Below are 22,386 nucleotides of genomic sequence, written 5' to 3' on the forward strand. Positions count from 1 at the left end.
CCCGTCCGCCGCTAAGCTATCCCCGAAGGAATAACTCCGCTCGACTTGCATGTATTAGGCACGCCGCCAGCGTTCGTCCTGAGCCAGGATCAAACTCTCCATAAAAGTGGTCCGAAGACCGTTTATGAATTTGCTTGTTAGCTCATTCAAAAAAACTAGCTTGCGAAACGTTAGTTTCGCGATTTATGACCATTTGACTGGTCGCTCATTGTTCAGTTTTCAAAGAACAAATACTTCGTGTTTTTCTTGCTCATTCGCCCGTGTCTCAGCGGCGACTTGATTAATATATCATAGCCCACAACATGATTGCAACCCTTTTTTTAAACTTTTTTCAATTTCTTCTTGGAGCACTGTTTTTCGCTGTACGCTTCCATAAAGAAAACCGCCAGGGCTACTCGCTACTCACCCCGGCGGTTCTGTTTAATTTGATTATTCGCCTGCACGCTCACGCATAAGCGGGAACAACAGTACGTCTCTAATAGAAGGTGCATCTGTAAGCAGCATAACTAGACGGTCAATTCCGATGCCAAGTCCGCCTGTTGGCGGCATACCGTACTCCAGCGCACGGATGAAATCCTCATCCATTTCATGCGCTTCGTCATTGCCTTGTTCTTTCTCAAGCAGCTGCGACTCAAAACGTTGACGCTGATCGATTGGATCGTTCAGCTCCGTAAAGGCATTCGCGTGCTCACGCGCCACGATGAACAACTCGAACCGATCCGTAAAGCGCGGATCGAGATCGTTCTTCTTAGCAAGCGGCGAGATCGCAACCGGATGACCGGTCACAAACGTCGGTTGAATCAACGTATGCTCACAGAACTCCTCGAAGAATGCGTTAAGGATATGACCGAAAGTCATATGCGGCTCAACTTTCACATTATGCGCTTTAGCATGTGCATGCGCTTCTTCGTCTGTCATTTGCTGGCTGAAGTCGACGCCTTTCGCTTCTTTGACCAATTCAACCATCGACACACGGCGCCATGCCGGCGTTAGGTCAACTTCCGTACCTTGGTACATAATTTTCGTAGTTCCCAGCACTTCTTGCGCAATATGTGCAATAAGCGACTCAGTTAGAGCCATAATATCTTTATAATCCGCATAAGCCTCGTAGAGCTCAATCATCGTAAATTCAGGGTTATGACGTGTCGAAATGCCTTCGTTCCGATAAACGCGGCCGATTTCGTATACTTTCTCCATGCCGCCGACAATAAGGCGCTTCAAGTGAAGCTCAATTGCGATACGCATGTACAGCTGCATGTCGAGTGCATTGTGGTGGGTAATAAACGGACGAGCCGCAGCACCGCCAGCAATGGAATGCAGTGTTGGTGTTTCGACTTCCAGGTAACCCTGCGCATCCAGGTAACGACGCATCGTTTGGATAATACGGGAGCGCAAGATAAACGTTTGCTGTACTTCCGGGCTCACGATCAAATCTACATAACGCTGACGGTAACGCAGCTCTACGTCTTTGAGGCCGTGATATTTCTCGGGAAGCGGCAGAAGCGATTTGGACAACACTGTGATTTCTTTCGCCTTAATAGAGGTTTCGCCTGTGTTTGTTTTGAAGACAACGCCGCGCACGCCAATAATATCGCCAAGATCCAGAAGATCGAACGCTTGATACTGAGCTTCCTCGACGGTGTCCTTGCGCGCGTAGATCTGAATCTTGCCGCTCAAATCTTGAATATGAGCAAAGCTTGCTTTACCCATTCCGCGTTTCTGCATGATTCGGCCTGCAACGGTAACCTCAACAGCCTGAGCTTCGAGATCTTCCTTGCTTACCTCTTCATACGTATCTACGATGTTCTTAGCATGATGAGTCCGTTCAAATTTGCCGCCGAATGGGTCAATGCCCAGTCCGCGGAGCTCGTCCAGCTTGTCTCTGCGAATTTGCAGAAGCTCGCTTAATTCTTGTTCTTGCGTTCCTTGCTCCACCACGATTCATCTCCTTGTTGGTCCAGAAAGGCAGGGCGGTACAGCCGCTGCCCTATTACCCTTGCCAGAGCAGAACACATTCCTGCTCCACAATGTTGAAAAAAGCTTCCTCAAGGAAGCTTTCTCAAAAGGCATGCCTGGTTTATTTTTTGATATCAACGATTTTATATTGAATGATGCCGGCTGGTACGCTTACTTCTACGATCGTGCCTTTGTTCTTGCCAAGAATAGCTTTGCCAACCGGGCTTTCATTAGAGATTTTATTCTTAAGCGGATCCGACTCAGCCGAACCGACGATCGCATACTCCATCGTATCACCGAACTCCAAATCTTCAACCGTAACGATAGAACCGATGCTCACCGTTTCAATATTGATTTCATCGTTATTGATAATACGGGCGTTACGGAGCATTTTCTCAAGTGTAATAACCCGACCTTCGATAAACGCCTGTTCATTCTTAGCGTCTTCATACTCCGAGTTTTCACTGATATCGCCATAGCCGATAGCCACTTTGATCCGCTCAGCAACTTCACGACGTTTGACGGACTTCAAGTTTTCAAGCTCATCTTCCAACTTCTTCAGGCCGTCTTGTGTAAGGATAATCTCTTTATCACTCATGTTACAATTCTCCTGTCGTGTGGCATTTTTTCATACCGTGTATGAATCACTGTTACTTAATATATTACGCATCATGCCCTTGATGACACCGCGCAGGAATGAGAATTGCCAGTCATAAACCAGGCGGACGGTTTGTTATTGGAAGATTATATTTCAACTTCCCCTATATGTCAACGAAAGCCAACCAGCAAATGTAATCGCTTAACTCCACGAAACGCAAAGGCACTCGCTTATGAGCTCCTTTGCGCTTGGATTAGTGATATACGGCTTCTTCCGATGAAGTGGAAGGTGTGATCGAGGCTGTAGGCTCTTCGCTCAGCTCACCCAGTGACTCGACATACTGGCCTAGAATCTGCACTACGTTGTCGCGTGTCGTTTCTTCCATGATGACGTCTTTGACTCTTGCCGCACCTGGAATCCCTTTGAGATACCATGCCAAATGCTTGCGCATCTCGCGAACGGCCGTCGATTCGCCTTTCAAGTTAACAAGACGATCCATATGCAAAATAGCGACGTCCAGCTTCTCGCGAGGCGTTGGGTCCGGAAGCAGCTCTCCCGTCTGCAAATATTGGATTGTCCGATACAGCATCCACGGATTACCGAGTGCTCCACGGCCAATCATGACACCATCGCAGCCGGTATGGTCAAGCAGCCTGCGTGCGTCCTCTGGAGAGAACACATCACCATTACCAATAACGGGAATGGATACGGATTGCTTAACATCCTTTATAATATCCCAATTGGCAGTACCGGTATACAATTGCTCCCGCGTACGGCCATGAACACTGACAGCTTTGCCGCCCGCACGCTCAACGGCTTGCGCATTCTCAACGGCAAATACATGCTCGCTGTCCCATCCGATCCGCATCTTCACCGTGACCGGTTTATCGACAGCGTCGACAACAGCCGACACCATTTCGTAGATTTTGTTCGGATCGAGCAGCCATCTCGCACCTGCGTCGCATTTTGTGACTTTAGGCACAGGACAGCCCATATTGATGTCGATAATATCTGCGTTTGTTTGCTTATCGACGACTTTAGCAGCCTCCACCAACGATTCGCGGTCACCGCCAAAAATTTGCAAGCTAAGCGGCTTCTCGCGCTCATCTACAAACAGCATTTCCAGCGTGCGCTTGTTGCCGTGCAGGATAGCCTTATCGCTAACCATCTCGGCGCAAACCAGACCGGTGCCGAATTCTTTGGCTATCAGTCGAAAAGCCGGGTTGCACACACCTGCCATCGGCGCCAGCACGACTTGATTCTTCATCTTGATGTTTCCGATTTTGAGCATGAACGTCCAGACTCCCTTCTGAGTTAAAAACAATTTATAAACCATGATTAAACCAGCGTAATACTCATTTAAAGTCGGCGGTCAGTTCGCTGTAGCTGATACCGAGTGTGTCCGAAATGCGCTCCAACAGCTTAGGATCCGGCTTGCGCGTTCCCCGCTCTAGCGATCCGAGCACAGCAACAGAAACGCTTAGCTTGGCAGCGAGCTCTTGCTGCGTATAGCCCTTTAGCTTTCGGAATGCGCGGACGCGCCCGGCCAATTGATCGTATTCCATAGCGCGATTCCTTCCCCTCTGTCTTGTAGCGCTTGCTTTGCGATTTCTTTCACTTGCTTCTGCAGTGAATGCTCCTCCGCCAGTACATCGCTAAGAGGCACCAACACAAACGAACGCTCCATCATACGTGGATGCGGCAGTATAAGCTCCTCTTCCGCAAGCGTAACTCCTTCATATAAAAGCAAATCCAAATCAATGGTTCGCGGCCCCCAGCGGATATCTCGCTTTCTTCCAAGCTGCTGCTCCATCGCAAGCATCGCATGCAAGAGTTCATGTGGTTCAAGCGAGGTTCGCAGTGCAGCAGCCATATTAAGAAACGCCGGTTGATCGGTATAGCCCACAGGGTCGGTTTCGTAAATTGCCGATGCCCGTACAACCGTTATCGCTGGGTGGCTGTCCAGCAAATGAAGTGCGTTCCGAAGCTGCTGCTGTCGATCGCCCACATTAGCGCCGAGTGCTATATATGCGTTTGCCTCATCCGTGCGAAGGATGAGTTTCAGATCATTAATGCCTTGCGGGCCGCTCGGTTCCATAGTCATCCCGCTTTCTGCAGAGTTCCACCGTCACGCCGTCGAAAAAGATTTCAAATGGCGGATTCGGCTTCGTTACGGACACCGTCACTTCATTTACACTAGTATAAGCGTCGAGGACGGCCGATGCAACGTGACCTGCCAGCGCCTCAATCAGTTTAAATGGCGGTCCTTCAACAATTGACTTCACCCGGGCATGAATTTCGGCATAGTTGATCGTATGTTCAAGATCGTCGGTTCTGGCTGCCTGCGATAAGTCCATCTGAAGCGACAGATCGACATAGAATTGCTGGCCGAGTCTGTTTTCCTCCGGAAAAACGCCGTGATATCCGAAGAACCGCATCCCTTTTAGAGTCATTTTGTCCATGTTTTATTCCCCATTCTTCGACAAATTTCTTCCTATATCGACTTCACGCGCGGATATACAATGGCATCGCTCATTAATGCGGTCTGCTTGTTCTCGCGAATATCGTGTACGCGGATGATCTGACAGCCCTGCATGATGCCAAGCGCGGTCGTCGCCGCTGTGCCAAACGTGATTTCATTCGAATTTAATTGCAGCGCTTCGCGGATAAACTTCTTGCGAGAGGTGCCTAGCAGCACGGGAAACCCTTCTGCCACCAATTGATCAAGCTTGCCCATTAGCGCGAGATTATCCTCGTAGGTCTTAGCAAACCCAATCCCCGGGTCGAGCCAGATTAATTCGTCCGATACACCGGCGTTTCGCGCTATTGTGATACTTTCGCGCAAATCAACCAGGACGTCTTTGACCAAATCGGAATAGTCTCTAGCCTGCCTATTATGACTAATAATGACGGGACAGCGGTGTGCTGCAGCAACCTCGGCCATTCGCGGGTCACCTTTAAGTCCCCATATGTCATTGATAATGTGTGCTCCCGCATGCAAAGCCTGGTCGGCAGTTTCAGCTTTATAGGTATCAATAGAAATCGAAATGTTCGGCACTGCCTCGCGAATTGCGCGAATGACGGGGATGACCCGCTTCAGCTCTTCCTCAAGCGGAACAGGCTCGAATCCCGGACGTGTCGACTCCCCGCCGATATCGATGATGTCTGCGCCGTCTGCAACCATTTGCTTGGCATGACGAACGGCCGCTTCCACTTCGTTATACCGTCCTCCGTCAGAGAAGGAGTCCGGTGTCATATTCAAAATGCCCATGATCAGCGTCCGTGTTCCAAGCGCAAGCTGCACACCGTTCGGAAATACGTAGCCCCGCTCAAAGGGCCACTGTTTTACTTTATCTTCTGATATACATGCTTTCATGAATGGGTATCCTCCCGATATGCTGCCAGCAGCTTCCGTGTGATCGAGCCGGCTTGTCCACTCCCAATCACTGTTCGGCAGCCGTCATCATCCCTTAACACAGTAACAGGTACAAGCTCTTGAATCGAGTTCGTTACCCAAACTTCTTCAGCCTCCGACAGCTCTGCCCACGTATAGAATCCTTCTTCGACGGTTATTCCCGCTTCCCGAGCCAGCTCCATTACGCGCTGGCGTGTAATTCCCGGAAGAATACCTGTTTCAATGTCCGGCGTGAATACCTTACCTGCGTGAGCGAAGAAAAGATTGCTGACGATTCCTTCGGACAGCCACCCTTCCCGGGTCAGCATGAGCCCTTCTGCTCCCGAGGCAGCCCAGGCGGTCGCCGCCAATTCCCGCTTTGCTATAATATTATTCATATAGTGGAGCGATTTCAAACGCACCTCGCCCTCCGGCGTATTCCGCAAGGTCCGCAGCAACGCTAACTCACGGCCGTTAAGATAGAGGTCATCATTAGGTCCAGGCAGTGCTTTTACAAGCAGCAGCACATTCGGCTCTTCATAATCCCCGGTCGGAAGACCAAGTACACCTTCGCCTGCGGTAACCGTCAGTCGAACATACGCTTCTTCCAGCTCATTAGCAGCCATTAGCTCGCGAAGCCAGCTTCGCAGCTCAGCTGTATCAAGCTTGCACTTGATGCCAAGCGACTCACATCCGGCCGACAAACGCTCCAAGTGCCGCTCCAGTAAATACGGCTCACCGCCATAGGTGCGAAACGTCTCGAAGAGGCCCATTCCATACAAAAAACCGTGATCGTAAACCGAGATCACGGCCTCTTCCTGTAACTTGATGCTGCCATTCCATCCGATCTTCATCGTACCGCGCCTGCCCGCATGTTCAGGAAATTACGAAGCAGCTTCAGTCCGTTCTCGGTGATGATCGACTCCGGATGGAATTGAACGCCCTCAATGAGATACTCTTTGTGGCGCAGTCCCATAATTTCGCCTTCTTCCGTCTCTGCACTGATTTCCAGGCAATCCGGAAGTGTTTCTTTCTTCACAATTAGGGAATGGTAACGCGTCGCCGTATAAGGAGAAGGAATTCCTTCGAAAATCGTGCGGCCGTCATGATGAATCTGCGAGGTCTTGCCGTGCATCAGCTTCTCAGCGCGAACAACGTCGCCTCCGAAAGCTTGTCCGATCGCTTGATGGCCAAGACATACGCCGAATATCGGAATAATGCCTTTGAAACGTTCAATGAGGGCAAGGCTGATACCCGCTTCATTCGGGCTGCATGGTCCCGGCGAAATCAGAATATGATCCGGTGCAAGGGCCGCAATATCCTCAAGCCCAATCTCATCATTGCGTTTCACGACAATCTCCTCGCCCAGCTCTCCCAAGTACTGAACCAAATTGTACGTAAATGAGTCGTAGTTATCGATGACCAATATCATTTGCGTTTCCCCCTTTGGATTACAGCCGAGCGCGGCTTGCTTCTGCCCATTGCTCGCTGTACTCGATCGCCTTCCACAGTGCCTTGGCTTTGCTTAGTGATTCGCGGTATTCACGCTCCGGATCAGAATCAATGACGATTCCCGCTCCTGCCTGAATGTGGACGACTTCATCCTTCACCGACATCGTTCTTATAATAATATTAAATTCCATATCTCCGTTGTAGTCAATCCATCCGAGCGATCCGGTATAAGGCCCGCGCCGCGTCGGCTCCAACTCTTCGATGATTTCCATCGTACGGATCTTAGGCGCACCTGTAATTGTACCGCCCGGGAAGGTCGCTCCAATGACATCATAAGCGTCCTTGCCTGAGGCAATTCGGCCTTCAACTTGCGATACCAAATGCATCACATGGCTGTAATATTCGATAACCATGAGCTCCGATACGTGAACCGAGCCATATGCCGATATACGGCCAAGATCATTGCGCTCCAGATCGACAAGCATGATATGCTCTGCCCGTTCTTTCTCGTTGCTCCGAAGCTCCTCGGCCATCCGAAGGTCCTCTTCTTCGGTCAGTCCGCGACGACGCGTACCCGCAATGGGGCGCGTAGCCAGCTTGCCATCCGAGAGCTCCACCAGCAGCTCCGGCGAAGCCGATACGAGCTGGAAGTCCGGACAATTCAAGAATCCCATATAGGGCGAGGGGTTGAACAATCTAAGCCATTCATAGAGCTCTTCCGGACTCGACTGAATGTTACGGCTTTGACGCTGGGAGAGATTAACCTGAAACACGTCGCCTGCCGCGATATAGTCCCGAATTCGCTCCACCGCCGCTTTGAAGGCTTCCTTGGCAAAAGGGGACGTAATCCCGTTTACCGACTCCAAGTCGATTTGAAGGGAACCGTCTTCCATAAAGCGAGTCCGAGCACTCCGCAAAGCTTCTGCTGCTGCCGCTGCTTCTCCTCTGGCAAAAGCAGTCCACTGCTCAGCCATGCGCTGCACACGAATACAAGCTGCTTCGAACAAAACTTCGAGCTGTTCCTTCGTTTCTTGTCCCGTTAGTGCAGTATGTGCAGCGCAGTAAAGCTGCTCCTCTTGATGATCCACGATCCACAGCTCGTCCATCCGCATAAACAAATAATCAGGCAGGTCCAGGTCGTCTGCCGCCTGCACCGGAAGCCGCTCGATTGAGCGAATAACATCGTAGCTCCAGAAGCCTGCACAGCCGCCTGTCCATTTCGGTGCACCCGGCACTCGCGGCGCTCTAAGGCCGCCCATCCAGCTGCGCACCGCTTCGAGCGGTTTCTCCTTATATGTGGTTACACGACCATCAACAAGATCGACCGCCTCTGCTTCCATTCCTTTACCACGGATAACAGACGCAGGATTAAGCCCTAAATACGTATAGCGGCCATCCTTGCCACTCTCCAGCACGAACGCGTGCGGCGATGCCGTCTTCCACGCCGCTTCCCATGAGGCCGGACGCCCTTCACCACTGCCGAGCTCGCGCTTCATAAGCACTGGCAGCGAAGTGTAACCCTCTTCCCGCCAGTTCAACCAATCCTTAAAGGCTGTACGTTCCATTCTCAGCCCCTCACTTCCTATCCGTTCGAGAGAGCCGCGGCCGTCATGGCCTGCTCTCTTTGTTTGCAAGCTAGTATACCGAAATTGTGGGAAAAAGAAAAGAAGGTTATCTGCGTTCTGAATCAAAATCCACCTTTACCGCGATTTGAACCTTCAGCAGCGGATACATCGCATACCATGCTTCGGCCTTCCAATGCCGATCCTGAGATCTCGCGATTGCCCCTAAGCCGATTGGATCGATATTACTGCGCTGCAATCGCCCAATCAGCTTACTGATTTGTTGCTCCATATCCTGCTCAGCCTTCTTTTTCAATTGCTCAAACTCACTCCTTGAATACTTTTCCATCGGGGTTGCGAAGTTAGGAATAAGATAAGAATGAATCTTGATGCGAATCGTCATTACCTTACTGGATGCCTCCCAAACATACTTAGTACTTGAATGCTCGATTAACATGCGCAGCGGCTTCTCTTGCTCATCGGTATCATAATAGCCATTGGCCACTGGCTGCTGAAGCAAGGAGAACAGCAGCATGCTCCGATATCCTTTCAAAGGAAAGACGTAACGATCATCTTTGAACAATGCCAGCCCCACCAACTGAGCACGGGGACCTTCACCATCCTTACGTATAAGCGGCAGATAAGGATCTTGTCCTTTGTTTGCATGTTGACGAACAAAAGTTAATAAATTGGTTAGCGGTATGACGCCTTGCTTCTCGTTCTTAGCCAGGAGATTGTTTATGCTGGTGCCTGGGTCAATATCCTTCATAGGCATTTCAAGAAGACTTGAAGGCGAAGTCTCTGTCACAGTCAGTGACATATTACCGGGCAGATTTAGCCTGCTTGCATAATAAATTAATAAACGGTTGTAAACCCCCTGGCGTGCCAGCCCTTGATCAATCAGCACTACCTGCGTCTTCTCATCAACAAACTTGCCTCCGGTCTTGAGGGCAGCCAAATTCCGTGTCTCAATCGTAGATTGGGCTTGTGTCCGAACGATCTGACTTTCCACGCCGTCTTTCTTATACAGCGGGATCAAATACGAGGCCGCGACTAAATCCTTGGCATCCTTACTTGGCTCATAAGCAATACCATAAACAATACTTAATTTCTCAAGTAAGTCTCCTTGACACCCCGGAAGCAGCAGCAGAATCATCAACAGCGTTATACAGAACAATCCTTTACGCGGCATTACCTCTAGCTCCCCTCTTGAACTGCCGATGCTTTTCCGGACCCTTTGGCTTTACGGCTAAGCAGCCCGTAAAGAGGGATATAAGCTCCCACCATAAACACCGTTATGAGAGGCTGCCAATTTTGAATGAGAAGGGTATACCGTGAATACCAGAGGGTAACCGCCGTTGCAAGAAGCAGCAGAGCAGACAAACACAGATGAGCTGTTTCCGGCCATTTGCATAAAATTGTTTTCCTCAGCAAAGAAGAAATCACCCACAGCAGCAGAGATAGAATGGGCAGCAGACGAAACAGCTGAAAGCTTACCCCCGCTTGATCGATGCTCTCGAAGAAGGGAAAGGACATGATTTTATATAAATCGACGGTCGTTACCGTGCCCGTAGAAACAATCTCAATGCCAAACACGCCAAGCATCAGCCACAAGGATAGGATCGTAAACGCACTATTCACGCCAATCGCCGCCCATAACGCGTAACGTATTCGGGATGCCTTGAGGCCGCTTGTATTGAGCTTGAGAAATAGCAGCAGCTCAATTCCACTAAACAAAGCTGTCCCGCTAGAGACTCCCCCTCCCAGCTGCTGCAGTTGACCGCTCCAAAGCGGCAAGACGGATCTTATTTCAAAATAAGGCAGCGACCCCAGTATAATCAGCACATACTCCAGAACTCGCATACAAAGTGCAACGAAGAAGAGCCCCGCAAAGACGCGGACACCGCCTTTAGCCGCTACAACCGCACAGACCAAGAAGAGCGCGATCACCCAATAGGACTGGAAGTTAGGCGTCTGATAACGGTCTAGAAGCAGAACCATTTGATTCGTTGTTATCCCTCCAACCAGAAGCAAAGCTGCAAAAAAAAGCATCAGCAGCATAACGCCAATCGGTTTTCCAAATGCAGCGAGATGGCTGGCAACGAAATCTTGGTTTACGCTCCCCGTCATTGTTTTGCCTAAAGGCATACATAAAATGCCGATGGCGATGGCAATTGCAAGCACATACATAAAGCTCGAAGTACCCACATACCCGGTAAGTTTACTGGTAACGATATAATAATTTGCAGCTCCCTGAAGTCCACAAGCCATATAGAAGAATTGCCATGCCGTAATGCGATCTTGTCGCATCATTGCTCACCCCTTCCCCTTTATATAGCGGGATAGCGGATGAACGCCGAATAGCGCAAACGGCTTGTTCAAGGATCGAGCGGCAAACAGTCGTGACAGCAATAAAAACCAAAACATACAAATGCCCGGGAGCCCCAGGATAACCGCCAACAATAAGGCCGGCACTTTGAGGAAAAATAACATGCCTCGCAGTTGAACCGTTGCGGAGGCAAGCGTCAGCAAAGACGATATGGATACCAGGACCAGCATGACATTGCTCACGATTCCCGCTTCCACAGCTGCTGTCCCCAGAACAATGCCCGCTACAATGCCTGCGCTTTGCGAAAGCTTGGTTGGAAGACGAGTAACGGCTTCAAGCTGTATGAGAACCAGAATCTCCATAAACAGAGATTCTACGAATGGAGAGAAGGGAACGCGGTAACGTGAAACTAAGAGCGTTTCAATGATTTTACTCGGAAACATTTGAAAATTATAAGTGGCTACAGCTACATAAAGCGGCGTCAGCAATAGAGCCAGAATAAAGCAGATTACCCGAATGACTCGAATAAGAACGACGTAATAGCGAGGTGAGAACAGGTCAGAAGCGGTCATAAACGAATCCTCGATGGAAGTTGGGGCAATTAAGGCTTTGCGTGAGCCTTCCATGAGCATGACAACCTTCCCAGACTCCAGCGAATGCACCGTCTGCAGCGGCAATTCGGCAAAATCATACGGAGGGAAAAAGGGGCTTTTACCGTTCGGCAGCAGCATGGCAAAGCTGGAGATATCCATCAGCGCCTTCGGATGATCGATTGACGCTTGTTCGACTTGATAATTTAAACGGTCCGCCTCCATAACATGGTCGGCCAAATAGACAATGGAGACAGGCAGCTTGGCCGATCCGAGTACGAGATTCCGTACATGCAGCTCTTCGGACACTAGACGTCTGCGAATGAGATTCAAATTCATTTCCAGCGATTCCGAGAAGGCTTCCATGGGCCCAGATTCCGCAAACTCCTCTAGCGGTGTCTCAACACCCCGATAATTGCTTTTCTTACAAGGAAAGAAGAGGACGTCGGGATGAGCGACACCGGCTGTTTCAATCGTTACACTGATATACCCCTTCAGTAAATATTGATGCATATCGGCACGTGATTTAATTTCGATATTTTCAATCGGCAGGATCAGCTTCATCTCTTCGCTGGAATGGGGCTTATGCATCTGGAGCATCGGTAAGAAGCGTTCCCGCATAATTTGCTGGTCCGCCATGGAGGACAGCCATTCGATTCGGTAGGTACGCTCTTGAAGTGCAAGATGATAGATATTCCAATCGTCAGTCTTCGGGGTGGTCACTGTCACCGCTGCAACACCTCATTTTCTGCCAAGGATTTGTTTATCTTTTCCTTGGATGGGGTGTTTTATCAATATAAAAAAGGATCCCCTTGGAAAGGGGACCCTCTGTGAGTAAGCAAAACGCTTACGATTAGTTCTCGAAGTTGAACAGCGGTGTGGACAGGTAACGTTCGCCGTTGGATGGAACAATAGCAACGACACGTTTGCCTTTACCGAGTTCTTTGGCAACCTTCAATGCTGCGAAGATCGCTGCACCGGAGGAAATACCGCAGAGAATGCCTTCTTCTTTCGCTGCACGGCGAGCCGTTTCGAAAGCTTCTTCATTCTCAATTGTGATGACTTGGTCGTAAATCTCGCGGTTTAGGATCTCAGGGATAAAGTTAGCGCCAATCCCTTGGATTTTGTGACCGCCAGGGCCGCCACCGGAGAGCAGCGGAGAAGCAGCAGGCTCAACAGCTACTACTTTGATGCCCGGGAAGTTTTGTTTCAGTACTTCACCGGCACCGGAAATCGTACCGCCTGTACCGATACCCGCAACGAATGCATCCAGCTTGCCGTCAAGCGAGTTAATCGCTTCAACGATCTCAGGGCCGGTTGTTTCGCGGTGTACCTTCACGTTTGCTTGGTTCTTAAATTGTTGCGGAATGAAGTAAGAAGGATTCTCGGCTTGCAGCTCTTCCGCACGGCGAACTGCTCCGTTCATACCTTCAGATCCCGGTGTAAGCACAAGCTCAGCACCGTAAGCGCGAAGCAGGTTGCGACGCTCAACGCTCATTGTTTCAGGCATAACGAGAATCGCTTTATAACCTTTAGCGGCAGCTACCATTGCCAGACCGATCCCTGTGTTACCGCTAGTTGGTTCTACGATAGTATCACCCGGTTTAAGGATACCTTGCTGTTCAGCTACTTCGATCATGCTGATTGCAATACGGTCCTTAACGCTTGCGCCGGGATTCTGGTACTCAAGCTTCACGTAAATTTCTGCGCTGTCCTCCGGTACCAAACGGTTCAAGCGAACAAGCGGTGTATCCCCAATAAGATCGATCACGCTTTGTACAATTCTAGCCATGAATAGTGCTCCTCCTTATTCCGACTAAATCAGTTGGTTTTACTTACATATTATCAATGAAACCCAGTAGTTGTCAATAGTCAGTTTTCGAACAAAAGGCCTACAGCTCTACCCATTGGAAGACTTAGGAAGCACTTCCGCGTTATATTTCTGCAGCAGTGAATTCTCTACTTCACGCAGCCCGTTCAGCTTGGATAAAGCCAGCTCTCGCTTCACTTGATCACGTATACGGCTCTCGCTCAGCACTTCTTCCGTATGCGTTTCGAGCAGCTGAATAACGGCTTGACCTTGCTCCACTTCGATTGGCCCGGTAACCTCGCCAACTGACAGCCGATTGGCCGCTTCCAGAATGGCATCATCCGTAAACGGATCATCGGCTTCAATAAACCCCAGATCCCCGCCGCCATCTGCCGTATTGGTATCAATCGAGTAGGTCTTTGCCATTAGGGCAAAATCTTCTCCTGAATCGAGCTGCTGCAGCAGGTCGTCGGCTTCGTCCTCCGTTGCAAGCACAATCCATGCCAGATGCAGCTGCTTCCGGGGGGCGAACTGCTCCTTGTTGTCTGCTATGTAGGCATCAATCTCCGACTCGGTCACCTCAACAGATCGAACTGCGATTTTCTCAAGAAGCAGCCGGTACTCGGTGTCTTCCCGAATCCCCTCAGGCGTTAAGCCGAGCTGCTCTTTCATCGTGGCATAATATTGTTCCTTATTCTCATAGCCTGTCATCATGGCTTCAAGCTCATCGTTCATTTCCGTGTCCGAGATGCTCAGGCCGTAAGCCTCCGCCTCCTGCCGGGTAGCGGCTCGCACCATCAATGTACGAAGCAGCTGATCGCCGTACTGCAGCTGCAGCTCGTCGCTGAGCTGCTTGGCCGTAATCTGCTCATCGCCAACCTTGGCGGCAAGCGGCTCCTCCGTAGACGCAGGGCCTTCTTGGTCTTGTGAATTATCGACCGTCGCTTGCGGATCTGCCTTAGGCGGGAGCAGTACCCGGAACACCACCACGAGAGCTAAAATAATCATACAGATCGCCTGAATGAGCACAATGCTCTTCAGCACCCGGTCGTTCTTCATTATCGCTTGGCCTCCGATTATTGAATCGGCTTCGGCTTAGCCTGATCGAGCAGCATCTCAAGCTGCTGGCGGTCAAATGCATAGATCTCGTTGCAGAAATGGCACACGACTTCAGCTTGTCCGTCTTCATCAATTAACTGTTTCAACTCATGCTCACCCATACTGATGAGCGTACGCTCTACACGTTCCATGGAGCATTGGCATTTAAAGACGACGTCCACATGGTCCATCAGCTGAATTTCGTCACCAACGACAAAACGCAGCAGGCTTTCCGGTGTTTCTCCTTGTTCAAACAGAGAAGAGATCGGCGGCAGTACCGCAATCGCCTGCTCCAGCTTCGTAAGGTTCTCTTCGGTGATACCCGGTAACACTTGTACGATGAAACCTCCGGCGTTCATGACGGTGCCATATTCATCGACAAGCACGCTAAGCCCGACAACAGACGGCGTTTGCTCGGATGTAGCGAAATAGTAAGTGAAATCTTCCGCGAGCTCGCCTGATACGATCGGAACGCTGCCGCGATACGGCTCCTTCAGCCCCAGGTCCTTAATAATATGGATGTAGCCTGTACGGCCGACAGCGCCTGCTACATCCAGCTTCCCAAGCGCATTGCTGGGCAGCTGTACATCCGGGTTATCTACATAACCGCGAACTTCGCCATTGGCATTGGCGTCGACGACGATTTGGCCGACAGGGCCATCGCCTTTGACTTGAATCGTCAGTTTCTCGTTGCCCTTCAACATGGCGCCCATCATCGCACCTGCCGTAGCCGTGCGTCCAAGTGCTGCGGTTGTGGTCGGCATTGTGTTATGCCGCTTACGCAGCTCTTCTACCAGCCCGGTTGTCTTGACGGCAAATACGCGAAGCTGTCCGTTCCATGCTGTACCGCGTACTAAATAATCTTTATGCTCTTCAGTCATCTCTATGATACCTCTTTTATTCTTGGTTTCGTTCGTAAATAATGCGTAAACCTTCAAGGGTCAGCAGCGGGTCCACTTCTTCAATGGTTTCCGATTCGGCGGCAATTAAGTCTGCCAGGCCTCCTGTCGCAATAACACGCGGGGTTACACTGAATTCTTTGCGAATCCGATTCACGATACCGTCCACTTGACCGGCATAGCCGAAAATAATACCTGCTTGCATCGACATGACCGGGTTGCGACCAATCACACTTTTCGGTTTCACCAGTTCAATACGGGGCAGCTTAGCGGCACGCTGATATAGCGCTTCGGTTGAAATACCGATACCCGGTACGATCGCTCCGCCCAAGTAGTTATTGCCTGCGTCAATGTAATCAAATGTCGTTGCGGTGCCGAAATCGACAACGATCAGCGGCGCGCCATATTTCTCAATGCCTGCAATGGAGTTTACGATGCGATCTGCGCCGACCTCACGCGGATTCTCATAACGGATATTTAGTCCGGTCTTGATGCCGGGTCCAACAATGAGCGGAGATTGACGCATGTATTTCTGACAAAGCTGTTCCAACGTACGCATAAGCGGCGGCACAACGGAGGAGATGATTACCCCTTCGATCTGATCCAGCTTAACCCCTGCAATTTGAAACAAATTGTGAATCATAATGCCGTATTCATCCACGGTTGCCGAACGATTCGTGCTCAGGCGCCAGTGGTAAAGCAGCTTGCGAGCTTGGTAGATACCCAGCACAATGTTCGTATTGCCTACGTCCACAACGACGATCATGCTGCTGGGCCTCCTTTCTTCCCATTCAAATCCAGACTAATGTCGAGGGATTGGAACGAATACGTCAGCCCGCCAACGGAAATGACATCAACGCCTGTTTCCGCTATGCTGCGAATGGTCGACAAATTCACACCACCCGATGCTTCAACGATCACATGAGGTGAGCCAGCCTTGATGCGCCCCACCGCTTCACGCATAAGATCATTGGACATGTTATCGAGCATGATAATATCGCTGCCACACGCGAGAGCTTCATCCACTTGAGCAAGTGATTCCGTCTCCACTTCGATTTTCATTGTATGGGGAATAACATGACGAGCAGCCTTCACAGCGCCGGTAATCCCGCCTGAGCCTTTGATGTGATTATCTTTGATCATAACGGCGTCGTATAACCCGAAACGATGGTTGAATCCGCCGCCCACCCGCACGGCATACTTCTCGAGCAGACGATGACCCGGCGTTGTTTTGCGCGTATCGACCAGTCGTGTAGGAAGCCCTTCAATAGCCTGGACAAAAGCGCGGGTCTTGGTCGCGATGCCGGACAAACGCTGCATTAGATTCAGCGCCAGACGCTCGCCTGTCAGGATACTATGCGTGCTGCCTTCGACTTCAGCCAGTATCGTACCTTTCGTCACAGAATCACCGTCGGCTGCCAATGGACGGAATTCCAACGTGGAGTCAACCACCTCGAAAACAAGCCGAGCAACCGGCACACCTGCCAGTATGCCATCCTCCTTCACATGAATGACAGCCATCGAACGCGTTCCTGCCGGAATCGTCGCCCAGCTTGAAATATCCCCTGTCCCGATATCTTCAGCAAGCCACGCCTTTATTTGAGCCCGCAGCATATCAGTCGCACTGTTCCCGAATGCCGCCGCAAATTGTGCTTCATACATCTTCAATTCGCTCCTCTGTTATCCCGTTCTCCCGGTGGAGAACGGTATGCTTGCGCCAGAGCACATCATTACGCTCCGGAAAATCTTCCCGACTATGCGCGCCTCGGCTTTCTTCCCGTGTCAGGGCAGACTCTGCCGTGAGCATCGCGCAGGTCAGCAGATTCGCAAACTCATATTCTTCTCGTTTCGTAATAACGGAATGAAAAATCGAACGCAGCTTCTTCAACTCTTCAAGCCCTTTGTTCAGCCCGTTAGCATCACGATTCAACCCGACATACCGCACCATCGTCTTCTGCAGCTTCAATCGCTTCTCAACCACCGCCTGGATCGGCGCTTCGCTCCGTTTCAGTGAATCCATGTGAACATCCGTATGGCCTTCAAGCGGAGGCAGCGTGTTAATACGCTCTACAATTCGCCGTCCGAACACAATCGCTTCGGATAACGAATTGCTCGCCAATCGATTCGCACCATGAACGCCGGTCGACGAACATTCGCCGCAGGCGAACAACCGACGCAAATTAGTTTCGCCGTTCAAGTCGGTTTTTACGCCGCCCATCATATAATGCGCCGCAGGGGCAACGGGAATCCAATCCGATGTCAAATCAAGTCCGAAATTCAAACAGAACTCATAAATGTTCGGAAACCGGTGTCTCACCATATCCGCGGATTCATGTGTCACGTCAATATAAACGAAGGTGGATTTGGTCGCTTCCATCTCGCTGACGATCGCCCGCGCCACGACATCCCGGGGAGCCAGCTCAAGCTGCTCGTGGTATTTCTCCATAAACCGTTCGCCCCGGATGTTACGAAGCACCGCACCTTCACCACGCACCGCTTCCGAAATCAGAAAACGAGGCGCACCCGGGTAACAAAGCGATGTTGGATGAAATTGAATAAACTCTACATCTTTTATGTAAGCACCTGCACGATAAGCCATAGCAATGCCGTCTCCGGTAGCTACTTCGGGATTCGTCGTATAACGGTACAGCTGCCCTGCTCCGCCGGAGCAAAGAATCGTTGCTTTGCCACGTACGAACAATCGCTGTCCATCCGGTTTCTGTACCAAAGCACCGACGCAAACACCGTCATCGGTAATCAGATCGATCACGAAATGATCATCCCAAACCTCAATCCGCGGGTTCGCAATCGCTTTCTCCGACAACGCACGAACGATTTCGAAACCGGTCGCATCTCCATTGGCATGCAAAATACGACGCTGACTGTGCGCACCTTCCTTGGTGAGCGCAAACTCGCCGTTCTCTTGGTCAAACTGCGTACCCATGCGGACTAAGTCCTCTACGCCTTTCGTTCCCTCATGCACGAGCACATCGACAGCTTTATGCGAGCAAAGTCCGGCTCCGGCAATAAGCGTATCCTGACGATGATAAGCCGGGGAGTCGTCCTCGGAGATAACAGCTGCAATGCCGCCTTGGGCATAACGCGTATTGCTGTCCATCAGCGACTTCTTCGTAATCATGAGCACATCATTCGTTTCACTGGCTTTAATTGCGGTAAAAAGACCGGCAATGCCGGCCCCGATTACAATGACATCTTTATATATGACTGGAAGCCCTTCGAGTTCAACATCTACGAGATAACGTGGAATCATAAGTGCAACTTTCCTTTCTCATGGAAAGAGAGTAGCGCATGCTACTTCACTTGTAACATGCGCTCCAGGGATAGACGGGCTTGATTGGCAACCTGCTCCGGTACGTAAATTTGCGGCTGCATCGTTTCCAGACATTTCACAAGCTTCTTCAGGTTGTTTACTTTCATGTTCGGGCAAACCAAGTATTTCGTAGCAAAATGGAAGGTCTTATTCGGGCTGTCCAGACGAAGCTGATACCCTGTGCCATCTTCCGTTCCGACGATAAACTCCTGGCAATCCGATTCTTTACAATATTTTATAATAGCGGTTGTACTGCCGACGAAATCGCCAAGCGCTACTACTTCAGGACGGCATTCAGGGTGAACGACGAACTGCGCATTTGGATATTTGGCTTTCATTTCTTCTACATCTTTGACGGTCAGCATGTCATGCGTGTTGCAATAGCCTTCCCAGATAATCATCTTCTTGTCTGTTTTCTGCTGCACGTAATGGCCAAGGTTCTTATCCGGCACCCAAATAATTTCGTCTGAATCGACCGAATTCACGACACGCACGGCATTAGCAGAGGTACAGCAAATATCCGTTTCCGCTTTGATTTCGGCGGAGGAGTTGATATAGGTGACTACTTTCGCATTCGGATGCTGTGCTTTCAGCTTCCGCAAGCCATCGACGTTGACCATGTCAGCCATCGGACAGCCGGCGCGCTCATCGGGAATGATAACAGTCTTGTTCGGAGCCAGGATCTTCGCACTTTCGCCCATAAAATGAACGCCGCAGAACACGATTACATCTGCATCCGTTTCCGCTGCCTTCTGCGCAAGCAGGAAGGAGTCGCCACGGAAATCGGCCACTTCTTGAATTTCATCACGCTGATAATAATGCGCAAGTATAATGGCGTTACGCTCTTTCTTCAATTGCAACAATCGTTCCCGTAGTTCGCGGTTTTGTTCCGCTTTCCTTTCGAGAGCTAATGCTTCCATAGCTAAATTCCCCTCTTTTCACTAACTTTGTGAACTGATGCACAAACTTGGCTGTTCGTTCACCATGATTTATCGAAAATGCTGTTATTCCGCTGTGTATTCATCATCTATCATGCCCACGTCATAAGCCGCTTGATTCGCAAGAGCCTTTACAAGGGATTAACCTTAAATTTACACAAGGTAGTGTGCGCTGTCAACAGACAAAAGAGGCCGTTTTAACCGATCTACGGAAGGTTTACGCAAGTAAAGAAGTTACCAAGCCTCTATGCTTACTCGTCCTTCCACTATAGCGCTAAAGCGCCTTCCTGCACAAAAGGCTGCCCGTGCAGTTGCCTGCAATCGGACAGCCTTTGAGGACTATCAACTTCTATTTCATTAGGACTTCGGCGTACCGTCGTCGTCTTCGTTACCGCTGTCTGGATCAACCGGAGGTGTTAATTCGCCTGGCTCCTTCGAACCAATACGAACCTTCACGCCGCCAATCGTATCGATAATCGGCTCTGCTTTCGGCTCTGCGGAAACGATGTTCGAACTGCCTTCGCCGCCTTCTGCCGATCCGCCTTCGATCAAACGTTTGATTTGTTCAATCTCCAACGTTTCTTCGGTAAGGAGCGTTTGAGCAATAAGATGCATCTCTTTGCTCTTCTCCGTAAGAAGCTGTTTCGCACGGGCATAGCAGTCTTGAATGAAGCTCTGCATCTCTTGGTCAATTTCATAAGCGATGGCATCGGAGTAGTTCTGCTCATGTCCAATGTCACGGCCTAAGAATACTTGGCCTTGCGAGCTGCTGCCGAATTGCATCGGTCCAAGCTTGTCGCTCATTCCGTATTCCATAATCATCGCACGAACAATGCTCGTCGCCGATTTGAAGTCACTGTATGCGCCAGTGCCGATTTCGCCGATGTAGATCTCTTCGGCTACCCGGCCGGCAAGCAAACCCGTCACTTTATCAAGCAATTCCTGCTTGGTCGTCAGCATGCGATCGCCATCTTTAGGAAGCATGATGACATAGCCGCCTGCGCGTCCGCGCGGGATAATCGTTACTTTATGAACCTGATCCGCATGCTCCAGGAAGTAGCCTGCAATTGTATGGCCCGCTTCATGGTAAGCAACAATGCGTTTCTCACGGTCACTGATAACGCGGCTGCGTTTCTCCGTACCGACGATAACACGGTCAATCGCTTCGTCCACTTCTGTCATCGCGATGTCTTTCTTGTTGCGGCGAGCGGCTAGAAGGGCTGCTTCGTTAAGCAGGTTCTCCAGATCCGCACCGGTAAAGCCCGTTGTCCGCTTCGCGATTACATCAAGTTTCACGTCTTTGGCAAGCGGCTTATTGCGAGCATGTACTTTCAGTACAGCTTCGCGGCCTTTCACATCCGGACGGTCAACCGTAATTTGACGGTCGAAACGACCCGGACGAAGAAGTGCAGGATCGAGAATATCCGGACGGTTGGTAGCCGCCACGATAATGATACCTTCGTTCGCACCGAAGCCGTCCATTTCAACGAGGAGCTGATTGAGCGTTTGTTCGCGCTCATCATGTCCGCCGCCGAGACCGGCGCCGCGCTGACGTCCAACGGCATCGATTTCATCGATAAAGATGATACATGGTGCGTTCTTCTTCGCATTCTCGAACAAGTCACGAACACGGGAAGCACCGACACCGACGAACATTTCAACAAAGTCCGAACCGGAAATGCTGAAGAACGGCGTGCCCGCTTCGCCTGCAACAGCACGAGCAAGCAACGTTTTACCAGTACCCGGAGGGCCTACAAGCAGTACCCCTTTCGGAATACGAGCGCCTACGGCTGCGAATTTACGCGGATCCTTCAAGAACTCGACAACCTCGACAAGCTCTTGCTTCTCCTCGTCTGCGCCTGCCACATCCTCGAATGTGACACGTTTCTTCTCTTCGTTGTACAATCTGGCACGGCTCTTGCCAAAGTTCATCACTTTGCCGCCGCCGCCTTGCGCCTGATTGATTAGGAAGAAGAACAAAATAAAGATGATCACGAATGGAATGATTGAGGTCAAGAAGGTGAGCCAGATGCTCTGTCCTTCCATCGGCTTAACTTCCATTGCGAATTTGTTTTTTAGCTGCGCATCGGTCACTTCTTTAACGACGTATTCCTCAACGCTGGTATGGGTGTAGAATTGGGCTGAATCCGAACTTTCCGGTTTGTTCTTGTACTCACCGGTGATCAAGTAAGAGTAGCCGTCGAACTGAAGCTCAACTTGCTTCACATTGTCATTAGCTAGTTCCTGCCTAAATTGATCGTAACGGATTTCAGTGGTGGAGTCATTTTGGCTGCTGATAAATTGGAAGATCCCGACGGTCACCAAAAAAATAATCAAATAAAAGCCAGTGTTACGGATGATCCGGTTCATCCCCTACCTCCTCTCAAGACGCAAAAAATAAGATGACCTTGCTCGGTAAGCTCCCGTGT

At 50.3% G+C, this 22,386-nt stretch carries 21 protein-coding genes and 1 rRNA gene; all 22 read right to left on the bottom strand.

Annotated features, from left to right (window positions below; translation table 11 throughout):
- Positions 1–105: ribosomal RNA gene (locus AC0YNS_RS29935) — 16S ribosomal RNA — on the bottom strand; the annotation flags it as partial.
- A 324-nt stretch (positions 106–429) separates the two neighbouring features.
- Positions 430–1,938: a lysine--tRNA ligase gene (gene lysS / locus AC0YNS_RS29940; protein ID WP_177186844.1), complete on the bottom strand. Its 1,509-nt coding sequence runs from the start codon at positions 1,936–1,938 to the stop codon at positions 430–432.
- Between the two features lie 139 nt (positions 1,939–2,077).
- Positions 2,078–2,554: a transcription elongation factor GreA gene (gene greA, locus AC0YNS_RS29945; protein WP_091225471.1), complete on the bottom strand. Its 477-nt coding sequence runs from the start codon at positions 2,552–2,554 to the stop codon at positions 2,078–2,080.
- 253 nt (positions 2,555–2,807) lie between these two features.
- Positions 2,808–3,845: a tRNA dihydrouridine synthase DusB gene (gene dusB / locus AC0YNS_RS29950; RefSeq protein WP_475784585.1), complete on the bottom strand. Its 1,038-nt coding sequence runs from the start codon at positions 3,843–3,845 to the stop codon at positions 2,808–2,810.
- A gap of 64 nt (positions 3,846–3,909) precedes the next feature.
- Positions 3,910–4,119: a helix-turn-helix domain-containing protein gene (locus AC0YNS_RS29955; protein ID WP_475784586.1), complete on the bottom strand. Its 210-nt coding sequence runs from the start codon at positions 4,117–4,119 to the stop codon at positions 3,910–3,912.
- Positions 4,071–4,652, bottom strand: coding sequence for a 2-amino-4-hydroxy-6-hydroxymethyldihydropteridine diphosphokinase (folK, locus tag AC0YNS_RS29960; RefSeq protein ID WP_475784642.1), 582 nt, complete (start codon positions 4,650–4,652; stop codon positions 4,071–4,073). Before folK ends, AC0YNS_RS29955 begins: the two co-directional genes overlap by 49 nt.
- Positions 4,624–5,016, bottom strand: coding sequence for a dihydroneopterin aldolase (gene folB / locus AC0YNS_RS29965; RefSeq protein ID WP_475784587.1), 393 nt, complete (start codon positions 5,014–5,016; stop codon positions 4,624–4,626). The genes folK and folB overlap by 29 nt, the downstream gene beginning before the upstream one ends.
- Before the next feature lie 32 nt (positions 5,017–5,048).
- A complete protein-coding gene (gene folP, locus AC0YNS_RS29970) occupies positions 5,049–5,930 on the bottom strand; it encodes a dihydropteroate synthase (RefSeq protein ID WP_475784588.1) in 882 nt (293 codons plus the stop codon).
- Positions 5,927–6,802 carry an aminotransferase class IV gene (locus tag AC0YNS_RS29975; protein WP_475784589.1) on the bottom strand — a complete coding sequence of 292 codons (876 nt, stop codon included), beginning with the start codon at positions 6,800–6,802 and terminating at the stop codon, positions 5,927–5,929. Before AC0YNS_RS29975 ends, folP begins: the two co-directional genes overlap by 4 nt.
- Complete coding sequence (pabA, locus tag AC0YNS_RS29980) at positions 6,799–7,380, bottom strand: aminodeoxychorismate/anthranilate synthase component II (protein ID WP_475784590.1); 582 nt, start codon at positions 7,378–7,380, stop codon at positions 6,799–6,801. The genes AC0YNS_RS29975 and pabA overlap by 4 nt, the downstream gene beginning before the upstream one ends.
- Before the next feature lie 19 nt (positions 7,381–7,399).
- Positions 7,400–8,965 (bottom strand): anthranilate synthase component I family protein, encoded by a 1,566-nt coding sequence (locus tag AC0YNS_RS29985; protein WP_475784591.1) that lies wholly within the window; start codon positions 8,963–8,965, stop codon positions 7,400–7,402.
- A 106-nt stretch (positions 8,966–9,071) separates the two neighbouring features.
- Positions 9,072–10,154 carry a Ger(x)C family spore germination protein gene (locus AC0YNS_RS29990; RefSeq protein WP_475784592.1) on the bottom strand — a complete coding sequence of 361 codons (1,083 nt, stop codon included), beginning with the start codon at positions 10,152–10,154 and terminating at the stop codon, positions 9,072–9,074.
- 5 nt (positions 10,155–10,159) lie between these two features.
- On the bottom strand, positions 10,160–11,275 hold the full coding sequence (locus tag AC0YNS_RS29995; protein WP_475784593.1) for a GerAB/ArcD/ProY family transporter: 1,116 nt from the start codon (positions 11,273–11,275) through the stop codon (positions 10,160–10,162).
- Positions 11,276–11,278: 3 nt separating this feature from the next.
- Positions 11,279–12,610 carry a spore germination protein gene (locus tag AC0YNS_RS30000; protein WP_475784594.1) on the bottom strand — a complete coding sequence of 444 codons (1,332 nt, stop codon included), beginning with the start codon at positions 12,608–12,610 and terminating at the stop codon, positions 11,279–11,281.
- A gap of 124 nt (positions 12,611–12,734) precedes the next feature.
- Positions 12,735–13,673 carry a cysteine synthase A gene (gene cysK / locus AC0YNS_RS30005; protein WP_475784595.1) on the bottom strand — a complete coding sequence of 313 codons (939 nt, stop codon included), beginning with the start codon at positions 13,671–13,673 and terminating at the stop codon, positions 12,735–12,737.
- Positions 13,674–13,781: 108 nt separating this feature from the next.
- Positions 13,782–14,750: a peptidylprolyl isomerase gene (locus tag AC0YNS_RS30010; protein WP_475784596.1), complete on the bottom strand. Its 969-nt coding sequence runs from the start codon at positions 14,748–14,750 to the stop codon at positions 13,782–13,784.
- 17 nt (positions 14,751–14,767) lie between these two features.
- Positions 14,768–15,670, bottom strand: coding sequence for an Hsp33 family molecular chaperone HslO (gene hslO / locus AC0YNS_RS30015; protein WP_475784597.1), 903 nt, complete (start codon positions 15,668–15,670; stop codon positions 14,768–14,770).
- A 16-nt stretch (positions 15,671–15,686) separates the two neighbouring features.
- Positions 15,687–16,454, bottom strand: coding sequence for a type III pantothenate kinase (locus AC0YNS_RS30020; RefSeq protein WP_475784598.1), 768 nt, complete (start codon positions 16,452–16,454; stop codon positions 15,687–15,689).
- Positions 16,451–17,302: a carboxylating nicotinate-nucleotide diphosphorylase gene (gene nadC, locus AC0YNS_RS30025; protein WP_475784643.1), complete on the bottom strand. Its 852-nt coding sequence runs from the start codon at positions 17,300–17,302 to the stop codon at positions 16,451–16,453. Before nadC ends, AC0YNS_RS30020 begins: the two co-directional genes overlap by 4 nt.
- 40 nt (positions 17,303–17,342) lie before the next feature.
- Positions 17,343–18,959 carry an L-aspartate oxidase gene (nadB, locus tag AC0YNS_RS30030; RefSeq protein WP_475784599.1) on the bottom strand — a complete coding sequence of 539 codons (1,617 nt, stop codon included), beginning with the start codon at positions 18,957–18,959 and terminating at the stop codon, positions 17,343–17,345.
- Between the two features lie 41 nt (positions 18,960–19,000).
- Positions 19,001–19,939, bottom strand: a complete 939-nt coding sequence (nadA, locus tag AC0YNS_RS30035) for a quinolinate synthase NadA (protein WP_091225489.1) — start codon at positions 19,937–19,939, stop codon at positions 19,001–19,003.
- Positions 19,940–20,314: 375 nt separating this feature from the next.
- Complete coding sequence (ftsH, locus tag AC0YNS_RS30040) at positions 20,315–22,327, bottom strand: ATP-dependent zinc metalloprotease FtsH (RefSeq protein ID WP_475784600.1); 2,013 nt, start codon at positions 22,325–22,327, stop codon at positions 20,315–20,317.
- Positions 22,328–22,386: the final 59 nt, after the last annotated feature.

It is taken from the genome of Paenibacillus sp. J22FR21, from assembly GCF_056269135.1.